This is a genomic window from Salinimicrobium sp. TH3 (assembly GCF_026676115.1).
GTDB lineage: Bacteria > Bacteroidota > Bacteroidia > Flavobacteriales > Flavobacteriaceae > Salinimicrobium.
The window spans coordinates 230662-240752 of the sequence record NZ_JAPONB010000006.1 but is presented as its reverse complement, the minus strand read 5'-3'; the positions used below and the strand labels follow the sequence as shown (position 1 = coordinate 240752).

The 10091-nt window shown below is 39.4% G+C and carries 11 protein-coding genes; 4 read left to right on the top strand and 7 right to left on the bottom strand.

What is annotated here, in order from left to right; genetic code table 11:
- Positions 1-527: 527 nt before the first annotated feature.
- The 5 genes from rplS to OU683_RS11420 all read right to left on the bottom strand — a co-directional run bounded on the left by rplS (position 528) and on the right by OU683_RS11420 (position 5575).
- A complete protein-coding gene (rplS, locus tag OU683_RS11440; RefSeq protein ID WP_268138353.1) occupies positions 528-878 on the bottom strand; it encodes a 50S ribosomal protein L19 in 351 nt (116 codons plus the stop codon).
- A gap of 116 nt (positions 879-994) precedes the next feature.
- A complete protein-coding gene (trmD, locus tag OU683_RS11435; RefSeq protein WP_268138351.1) occupies positions 995-1681 on the bottom strand; it encodes a tRNA (guanosine(37)-N1)-methyltransferase TrmD in 687 nt (228 codons plus the stop codon).
- A 66-nt stretch (positions 1682-1747) separates the two neighbouring features.
- Positions 1748-2329, bottom strand: a complete 582-nt coding sequence (locus tag OU683_RS11430) for a hypothetical protein (RefSeq protein WP_268138349.1) — start codon at positions 2327-2329, stop codon at positions 1748-1750.
- A 303-nt stretch (positions 2330-2632) separates the two neighbouring features.
- The gene (locus OU683_RS11425) at positions 2633-4081 is read right to left on the bottom strand and encodes a glyceraldehyde-3-phosphate dehydrogenase (protein ID WP_268138347.1); all 1449 of its coding nucleotides are present in this window, start codon (positions 4079-4081) and stop codon (positions 2633-2635) included.
- 129 nt (positions 4082-4210) lie between these two features.
- On the bottom strand, positions 4211-5575 hold the full coding sequence (locus OU683_RS11420) for a trypsin-like peptidase domain-containing protein (protein WP_268138344.1): 1365 nt from the start codon (positions 5573-5575) through the stop codon (positions 4211-4213).
- A gap of 135 nt (positions 5576-5710) precedes the next feature.
- On the opposite strand from OU683_RS11420, the gene dapF reads away from it, so the two are divergent.
- From dapF to OU683_RS11400, 4 genes are all read left to right on the top strand, one after another.
- Positions 5711-6499: a diaminopimelate epimerase gene (gene dapF, locus OU683_RS11415; RefSeq protein WP_268138342.1), complete on the top strand. Its 789-nt coding sequence runs from the start codon at positions 5711-5713 to the stop codon at positions 6497-6499.
- On the top strand, positions 6493-7014 hold the full coding sequence (locus tag OU683_RS11410; RefSeq protein WP_268138340.1) for a GNAT family N-acetyltransferase: 522 nt from the start codon (positions 6493-6495) through the stop codon (positions 7012-7014). Before dapF ends, OU683_RS11410 begins: the two co-directional genes overlap by 7 nt.
- 1 nt (position 7015) lies before the next feature.
- Positions 7016-8059: an endolytic transglycosylase MltG gene (mltG, locus tag OU683_RS11405; protein ID WP_268138338.1), complete on the top strand. Its 1044-nt coding sequence runs from the start codon at positions 7016-7018 to the stop codon at positions 8057-8059.
- A 193-nt stretch (positions 8060-8252) separates the two neighbouring features.
- Positions 8253-8927, top strand: a complete 675-nt coding sequence (locus OU683_RS11400) for a peptidoglycan-binding protein LysM (RefSeq protein ID WP_268138336.1) — start codon at positions 8253-8255, stop codon at positions 8925-8927.
- On the opposite strand, the gene OU683_RS11395 is transcribed toward OU683_RS11400, so the two are convergent.
- Positions 8905-9633, bottom strand: a complete 729-nt coding sequence (locus OU683_RS11395; RefSeq protein WP_268138334.1) for an SAM-dependent methyltransferase — start codon at positions 9631-9633, stop codon at positions 8905-8907. The two genes, OU683_RS11400 and OU683_RS11395, sit on opposite strands and share 23 nt — an antisense overlap.
- A gap of 1 nt (position 9634) precedes the next feature.
- Positions 9635-10090 (bottom strand): low molecular weight protein-tyrosine-phosphatase, encoded by a 456-nt coding sequence (locus tag OU683_RS11390; RefSeq protein WP_268138332.1) that lies wholly within the window; start codon positions 10088-10090, stop codon positions 9635-9637.
- Position 10091: the final 1 nt, after the last annotated feature.

Here is a 10091-nt window from a genome sequence, read left to right as displayed (position 1 = left end):
AAAACAGAGTTCTTCTTGTATCGGCTTGAGAAATTATTTGCTTAAAAACTCAAAAACCCAGAAATTGTTCTTGATCCGAGAAAGAGGGGCAAAATGGACAAAAAAAAGCCATTTCACTATTTTGATAATGAAATGGCTCTAATGAAATAACATTCTTTGCTGAACTTTTACATTCTCAAGTGAAATCTATATTTCACAAGCAAGTTGTTATTTCATCTGGATGGATTTACATGTCCCAAAAGAGTGTGTGTAAATCATCCAAAACGTTTTTACCGAATTAAACCAACTATGTCGGGCATATTGTTATTCAAAAAGGTAAAAACATATGTAAAGATCTTTGCTCTACATTGAGTTTGAAAGAAGAATTCCTTGCGACATTCTTTAACTTTAAACTCTATAATAAATTTACAAATTTATTATTTCAAACGCAAGTAATTTGATTTCAGAAAGTTATAAATATTTCCTAAAAAAAATCCAAATAAAAAAGCCTCAAAAAATGAGGCCTTTTCATAGTATATTTTGAAAGATTATCTTCTTCTTTCTTTGATACGGGCTTTTTTACCAGTAAGTTCTCTAAAGTAGTAAATTCTGGCTCTACGTACTTTACCGCGCTTGTTGATCTCGATCTTTTGAAGGGCAGGAAGGTTAAGCGGGAAAATACGCTCAACACCTACAGTTCCACTCATTTTACGAATAGTAAAAGTTTGAGAAGCTCCTGTTCCTCTTTTCTGAATAACAACTCCACGGAAGAACTGAGTACGGGTTTTTTGACCCTCTGTAATTTCATAGTAAACAGTAATAGTATCTCCTGCTGCAAAATCAGGAAAATCTTTACTTGTTACAAATTCGTCTTGTACAAATTTAACTAAGGATTCCATATCTATAATGGTTTAAATATAAAGTCTAAAGCAACATTCACGGAGATCGCCAGAGGTTGGTTCAGAAACGTGTGCAAAAGTAATAATTTTTATGATTCAAAAAAGAATCGTCTTATTTATTTTTCTTCCTCGTCTAATAGGTCTGGACGAAGCGCCATAGTGCGGGCATATGCCTGGTCTTCCCGCCACTCCTCGATTTTAGGAGTGTTTCCTGAAGTAAGGATTTCCGGTACTTTCCAACCTTTGTATTCTGCCGGCCTGGTGTAAATTGGTGGGGCAAGTAAATTATCCTGAAAAGAATCTGTAAGGGCAGAAGTTTCATTTCCCAAAACTCCCGGTAGAAGCCGAATTATCGCATCACTTAGAATCGCAGCTCCCAATTCTCCTCCCGAAAGCACATAATCTCCAACCGAAATCTCGCGGGTAATGAAATGATCACGCACTCTTTGATCTACTCCTTTATAATGTCCACAGAGGATGATAAGATTCTCTTTAAGGGACAATTCATTAGCGATTCCCTGTTTCAGGGTTTCTCCATCGGGGGTCATATAGATGACTTCATCATAATCCCTTTCCGCCTTCAGGGCCTGGATGCATTTATCTATTGGCTCGATCATCATTACCATTCCTGCACCTCCGCCATACTGGTAATCATCAATTTGTTTGTAATTGTCACTTACATAATCCCGCAGGTTGTGAAGATGAATTTCCACATGACCTTTTTCAATTGCCCTTTTAAGGATAGAAGCCTCAAAGGGGCTTTTTAGGATTTCGGGAACAACGGTAAGAATATCGAGTCGCATTGGGACAAAGGTTTGGCCGGGCCGGGTTGAGATGCAAAGGTAGTTAATACCTAAAAAATTTAACTGCTACTTTGCTACTTTAAGCTGTTTGTTTTTCTCATCCTGTAGAAGACGGCCAAGTCTTTGTTCTTTTTCAAGAGCTTTAACCCTGTAAGCATCAAATTCTTTTTCCAGTTCTGCCAGATTTTTACGGGCCTCTGCAGTGTGAATATGACTTTTCTTGTACCGTACTACAAAAAGTGCAAGGGCCAGAACCAGAATTCCTACTAAACTCCACATAGCAGTGTTGTAGGAAGCTTTGCTTAAAGACATTCCCAAAACAGATATTTCATCTTTTTGGGCTGTCACAGTACTTAATTGTTCTGTAAGATTATCTAATTCAGCTTGTAGGTCAGAAATCTTACCTTCCTGGGCATTAAAAGCTTCTTTAGAGGAAGCAATTTCTTCCTTAAGTTCTGCTATCCTGTTGGAGGTGAGTTCCTGTAAGGTCATAAGTTGATCTGTGTCAACTACCTTGTAGCCTTTAAAGTTATTAGAACTGGTGATCAATTCCTGGAACTTTTCAGCAATAGTGGTCTCACCAGGGTTTTGGGCTACTGTTGTGGCAGCAGTAAATAAAAATAAGAAGGTAAATAAAATGTTTTTCATAGCGAGTAATTAAATTTTTCAGTCACTTTAACAACGAACCTACCTACCTGTTATTGTAAAGAAATTTTAGATTTTTTCTTCTTTAACTTCCTGTGTATCTGTGTTCATTGGAAAGCGGTGGCAAAACTAAAGAATTAAAATCGCACGGCTTTCTGCCTAAGGGAATATTTTTAGTTAATTTTCTTTTGTTTTCTGAGGGTCTTTATCGGGAATGTTTGTTTTACTGCCTTCAGGTTTCATTGCGGAGCACAAAAAAACCCGTCACTTTTAAATGACGGGCCTCTTCACTAATTGAACTCAACATTAATAATAGGTAAATCTTCTCACTTTCGCGATGTATTTTGCTAGACGGATAACCTGATGGCTGTAGCCGTATTCATTATCGTACCAAACATACAGCACTGCATTCTTTCCATCGGCAGATACTATTGTTGCGTGACTGTCATATATTGAGGGTTGGGCAGAACCCACAATATCTGTAGATACAAGTTCATTATCTATAGAATATTTTATCTGTTCAACCAGGACTCCTTCAAGAGCATATTTCTTGAGAATTTCATTAATTCCATCTCTTGTGGTAGGAGTTTCCAATTCTAAATTTAAGATTGCAAGGGAACCATTAGGAACCGGAACACGAATGGCATTGGAGGTAAGTTTCCCGTCAAAGATGGGTAATGCTTTAGCTACGGCCTGTCCTGCACCTGTTTCGGTAATCACCATATTAAGGGCTGCAGCGCGACCTCTCCTGTATTTTTTGTGCATATTATCAACAAGGTTCTGGTCGTTGGTATAGGCATGGATAGTTTCCAGGTGCCCGTGAACAACACCAAAGGAATCCTGTACAGCCTTTAACACAGGGGTAATAGCGTTTGTAGTACATGATGCTGCAGAGAAAATTGAAACTTCATCTGGGTTGTACTCTAAATGGTTAACGCCATGAACGATGTTAGGTACACCCTTACCCGGAGCAGTTAGTAGAACTTTTGAAGCTCCCTTTGAGCTAAGGTGCCTTTTAAGAGCCTCTTCATCTCGAAAGGCCCCTGTATTATCAATAACAAGTGCATCTTTTATTCCGTATGAAGTATAGTCTACTTCTTCAGGTTCATTGGCCGAGATCATGTGAACTGTGGTGCCATTGATAATAAGACACTTTTTCTCAACATTATAAGAAACAGTTCCTGAAAAATCCCCGTGTACAGAGTCATTTTTAAGAAGGCTTGCCCTTTTTTCAAGAGTGGTTTCATCAATCTTTCCGCGGGTAACGATTGCTCTAAGCCGTAACTGGCTTCCTTTACCTGTGCGAGTCATAAGTTCACGGGCCACCAGTCTTCCAATGCGACCAAAACCATAAAGGACCACATCTTTTGGAGTAAGTTCCTCAACCTTCTTTGCTTCCTTCAATTTGCTGGAAACAAAAGCTGTGGCATTAGAGTATTTTTCGTCCTCCAGGTGATATTCATAGGTCAACTTTCCAATGTCCAGCTTTGCAGGTGGGAAATCTAGCTTTTTGATGGCGTCGGCAATTTCCACCGAATCAAATATTGATATAGGCTTTTCAACAAATTCTCCTGCATACTCATGCAGGTCCAGAATATCGCTGACATTACGATCGATTAATTGATTTCTAAACAAAACCAATTCGATTGACTTATCGTACCAAAGATCACTTACGGTTTTAATAAATTGTACTGCCGCCCTGCGACGATCTGCCTGAAAGGCTAATTCTTTTTCGTAGACTTCGTTAGAGTTCATTTCTCTTTAATTGTGTTGTTTTAAAACTGCCGCAAAAGTATATATTTCAAACGTTTTCGTAAAAGTATTTTAACAAAAAAAATACCTGCTCATTAAGCAGGTATTTCATTTCAATTTTTATAATAAAGTTTATCGCCAAACGTATTTTTGTTTTTCTCCGTCGGGAGTTACAAAAGTTACTGTGATTGGATCTCCGGTAGATCTCTGCTTCATAATTCTTTCAACATCTCCTACATTCTTTACGGGAATATTGTCAATTGCTGTAATTATTGTTCCGTAGAGTTGTTCATTTTGCATTTGAGGAGTTAATCCTCTTGTGATCTTCACGCCATTGGGAACATTCTTTTGTTTAAGTTCTATAGGTGTAGCGTTAGTTACCTCAAGACCTATGGCCTTTATTTGAAACACTTCATACTTGGTAAGAGTAACGTCAAATTCCCTGGTATTTCCATCTCTTATAACCTGTACATTCACTACATCATTAGGTCTTTTAGAACCTATATATCCTGTAAGGTCCGAGAATTTCCTTATTTCTACATTGTCAAGTTTGGTGATCACATCTCCCGAACGTATACCGGCTTTATCTGCACCACTTCCTTCTTCAACCTGGTCTACGTATATTCCTTCAGAAACTTTCACCCCATAATCCCGTGGAACATTTGCGGCCTGTACTCCTCGAATACCCAGAATACCTTGTTGAACATCCCCATATTCAAGAATGTCTTCTACAATCTTTCTTGCATTATTGGAAGGTACGGCAAAGGCGTAGCCTACATAAGTCCCGGTTTGAGAAGTAATGGCTGTATTAATACCTATAAGTTCTCCAAAAATATTAACTAATGCACCCCCACTGTTCCCCGGGTTAACTGCTGCATCTGTCTGTATAAAGGAAGATACATTTGAGTCCATTCCCAGGTCCCGTGACTTAGCCGAAATTATTCCGGCAGTTACTGTAGAGGTAAGATTAAAAGGATTTCCAACTGCAAGAACCCATTCCCCAATACGGGCATTATCTGAATCCCCAAACGGAAGATAATCAAGGTCTTCAGCATCAATTTTTAGTAAGGCAATATCTGTCTTAGGATCTGTTCCTATGACTTCTGCCATATAACTCTGATTGTTATTAAGGGTTACCTGAAGCTGGTTAGCTTTCTGGATAACGTGATTGTTGGTTACTATATAACCATCTGGAGAAATAATAACCCCACTTCCCGCTCCCTGCAGGGCTTGAGTCGTACTGGAGGAAAAAGGTGATCTTCTTACTGTTGCTACATTTTTTACGTGTACTACAGCATTTACCGATTTGTTGGCCGCTTCTGTAAAATCTGCATTAACATCTGCAGGAAGGGAATTCAGGTTTACCGGGGTGTAATCCGGGAGAACCTCGCTTTCCTGGATAAAAACGTTGTCTTCCTCAATAAAAAGGACGTAGCCACCAAGGGTAAGAATTCCGCTTAAAACAGAGATCATGAGAACACTTGTGAATCTTTTCATGTTTCTTATATGTTTTTATTAATTGTGGAACAAAATATTTAAGACTTTAGTATGTATCTTCCACTGCATTACTCTCATCCAACTGCTCCCGTTTTTTTACATATTATTGTATCTTTGAACCCTTAAAAATGCCAGATGAAGCTGAACTTTTTTAAATATCAGGGTACGGGAAATGATTTCATTATGGTAGATAACCGTAGTTTGATTTTATCCAAAAATGATACCACTTTTATCAGGTTCCTTTGTGACAGGAGATTTGGTGTTGGGGCAGATGGTCTTATTCTTTTGGAAAAACCATCCAATGCAGGAGAAGACTTTAAAATGGTCTATTTCAATGCCGATGGTAATGAGAGCAGTATGTGCGGCAATGGGGGCAGGTGTCTTGTGGCTTTTGCGAAATTTCTTGGAATAATTTCAGACAGGGCAGCTTTTACTGCTATAGATGGTTTCCATGAAGCAGTGATAGAGGATGAAAAGATAAGTTTAAGAATGACAGATGTGAACCAGATTTCTAAATCTGAAAATAACTTTTTTCTGAATACCGGTTCTCCACATCATGTCATTTTTTCTGAAGATGTTACCGGAAAAGATGTCAAAAAAGAAGGTGCTGCAGTGCGATATTCTCCACAGTACATGGAACGGGGAGGAACAAACGTAAACTTCGTGTCTCCTGTAGATAATGATACCTTTCAAGTGAGAACATATGAAAGGGGAGTAGAAGATGAAACTCTTTCTTGTGGCACCGGCGTAACAGCTGTTGCTCTGGCTGCTTATTTTTCTGGCAGGACCTCTTCTACTTCGGTTACTTTGAACACTCCGGGAGGTGAACTTGAGGTGAGCTTTGAACCTTCGGGTGACGAATTCAGGAATATTTGGTTAAAGGGACCTGCAAAGCAGGTTTTTAAAGGAGAAATAACATGTTGACCTTAAAAGGAGAACTGGTCTTTTTACGAGCTTTGGAACCCGAAGATCTGGACCTGCTTTTTGAGGTGGAGAACAATGAGGAGTTTTGGGAAGTTAGTGCTACCAGCGTTCCTTTTTCCCGCTTTATTCTAAAGCAGTACCTTGAAAATTCCCATAAGGATATCTATGAAATTAAACAGCTAAGACTGGTTATTTGTGAGATCGCAGGAGAGCCCTTGGGTTTTATTGACATTTTTGATTTCGATCCCAAAAATAGACGTGCGGCTTTGGGCATAGTAATTATTAACAGGATGAATCGCCAGAAAGGTTATGGCAAAGAGGCCCTGGAGTTGCTTTGCAAATACTGTTTTACCCATCTCGGCCTCCACCAGGTGTATGCAAATGTGGGGGACGATAATGTCGCCAGTAAACTGCTGTTTGAAAAGGCAGGATTTTTTAAAGCTGCAATAAAAAAGGATTGGAATTTTGTGGAGGGAAAATATAAGGATGAAATTATGTATCAATTGATCAATTAAAATGTATATCAAGAAAATTTTATTAATTATTGCCCTTTTAGGCATCCTGGGACTGGCAGGTTTTTCCTGGTACATTTATGATGTCATTTTTTCATCAAACACTGCTTTTTCCGAAGAAACGGTAGATGTATATGTTCCTACCGGTGCTACTTATCCCGAAGTACGAAATATCCTGGAGCCTTACCTTGAAAATGAAGGGGAATTTGATGTTGTGGCTCAAAAAAAAGGCTATGTTGACAATATTAAAGCCGGAAGGTTCATCCTAAAAAAGGGTATGAACAATAATGAGATCATTAATACGCTTCGCAGTACTAATGAGCCAGTATGGGTCACCTTCAATAATCAGGAAAGGCTTGAGGATCTCGCCGGTAGGGTAGCTTCCCAAATTGAAGCCGATAGTACCCAACTACTTGAAAGCATGAAAGATTCAGCTTTTTTGAACAAGTATGGCTTCGGGGAGAAGAATGCCCTCTCGATGTACGTTCCCAATAAATATCAGTTTTTCTGGAACACTTCTGCTACAGAATTCCGTGAGCGAATGAAAACTGAATATGATCGCTTTTGGACAGAGAAAAGGCTTGCCAGGGCTAAAGAATTAGGTCTCACCCCGCAGGAGGTTATGGTGATTGCTTCAATCATTCAGAAGGAGACCGCGAAAGTAGACGAAAGACCAAAGGTTGGAGGAGTTTACATGAACAGAATAAAAAAAGGCTGGAAGCTGGAAGCAGATCCTACTGTGATCTATGCTTTAAAGGACAAGCTACAGAATTTTGATACAATCATTAAACGGGTATTATATGCAGACCTTACCCTGGATTCCCCTTATAATACCTATAAGTATAAAGAACTTCCTCCCGGGCCCATTACTATGCCCGATATTTCTTCGATTGACGCCGTTCTAAACCATGAAGACCACGATTATTTTTATTTTGTGGCAGATGTAGAGAATTTTGGTTACCACAAATTTGCCAAAACCCTCTCGCAGCACAATGCCAACAAGCGGGCGTATGTAAAATGGATAAATGAGCAAAAGATCAAAAGGTAATTAATTAATTCCTAGTGGATTATAGGCTGTACTAAATTCATTCTTGGCACGTTCTATGCAATGATGTGTGCAACCTTAAAATTTCTTTAAGAATTAGGTTAACATGTTGATAATAAGATTTTTAAAAAAAACCTTACATTTGTCGGCTGTTTTGAAATAATCTTAAAGGTTTTTTAAAGCTAAATCAAATAGGATGAAGAAGAAAGTTGCAAAATTTTCAGTATTACCGGTTGTAGGAGCCTCTATATTCTTTTACAGCTTTTCGACTAACAAAGCCCAGGATATTAACACTGCTTTGCTGGAAGAGTTTAAAACAGTAAATGAGGAATTAACTTTTGAAGTGCCATATTCCCCAGATGCTGCTGTTTTTGATCCACAGCTTCGATCTTACCCTGCACTGGGTAAGTCTTACGTAGCCTTTAAAGAGGCTTTGGGATTTAAGGAATCTGGTGGTGATTATAAGGTCATCAATGAATTTGGCTACATGGGCAAGTACCAGTTTGGTAGAGGAACCCTAAAGTTAATTGGGATAAGAGACACGAATCTTTTTCTAAACTCTCCCGATCTTCAGGAAGCTGCTTTTTATGCAAATGCCTCCCGTAATAAATGGATTCTTAGAAAGGATATCGAGCGTTTTGAGGATCAGGTTGTGAACGGGATCAAAATAACCGAATCGGGAATTCTTGCAGCCGCTCATCTTGCCGGCCCCGGAAATGTCAAAAAATTTCTTAGAAGTAATGGAACCAATAGTTTTAGTGATGGTTTTGGCACTTCAATAAAGCATTACTTTAAAAAGTTTGAAGGGTTCGATACTTCTTTTGTCGTCCCCGACAGGAAAGCGAAGGCTAATAGTCCTTCTGTAATATAAAAATTGTGGGCCTTTTATGAAGGTCCACTTTTGTTTTACCCCATTCTGCAGCTGTTTTGGTCACCACGAATTCTGTGCTAAGCGTAAGGTCGCAGGCTATACAAATGCGGGTGCCGGGGTGCAGGATCTGTATCAGGTCCTCCAGCATCTTATTGTTTCTATAAGGGGTTTCAATAAAAGACTGGGCTTGATTTTTCTCAAGAGAGATCTTTTCCAGTGCTTTAATCTCACTTTTTCTCGCCGTTTTATCTATGGGCAGGTAGCCATTGAAAGCGAAATTTTGCCCGTTCATTCCCGAAGCCATCATAGCTAACAAAATAGAGGAGGGGCCAACCATTGGTATCACCTGTATTCCTTCTCTGTGAGCAATTTTTACGACTTCGGCACCTGGATCGGCAACACCGGGACAACCAGCTTCACTAAGTAATCCTATATCTGTACCTGCTTTGCAAGCTTCAAGAAAAGATGGAATCTCTGAAGGTTCTGTATGTTTATTTAATAAGAAGAATTGTAGAGAAGGCTGGGACTTTGTTGGCACCAGCTTCTTTATTGCCCTGCGGGCGGTTTTTTCGTTTTCAGCAATAAAAATGTTAATACGTTCTACCTGTTTTTGTACGGTGGCCGGTAAAACTTCCAGGGGGTCATTGTCTCCCAAGGTGGTGGGCAGCAAATACAATTTTCCGGGATAGGAGAAAGGTGAACTCAAACTATTTGTGTTTTTCTGCAATTACTTCACAGGCCTCATCCAGCATCTGGTAGACCTTTTTAAAGCCATGGTCCCCTCCGTGGTAAGGATCGGGAACTTCTACATTTTCACCGGGGAAGATTTCGTTAAGAATCAGCGATACTTTCTTCCTGTGCTCTTCATTGGCAGCCAGGGAAATTACATCATGGTAATTTGACATGTCCATTACATAGATCCTGTCAAAATTCTCGAAATCTTCTGCCGAAAATTGCCTTCCGCGCTGGGAAGTAATATCCAGATTATTCTCTCTTGCGATCGAAACAGATCTGGGGTCGGGGCAATCATCTACATGATAGTTACTGGTTCCTGCAGAATCGACAAAAATCTGTTGTGGATCTACCTTGGATTTAAGAATTCCTTCGGCCAGAGGTGACCTGCAGATATTTCCAAGACACACCATCAGGATCCGGGTCTTCATA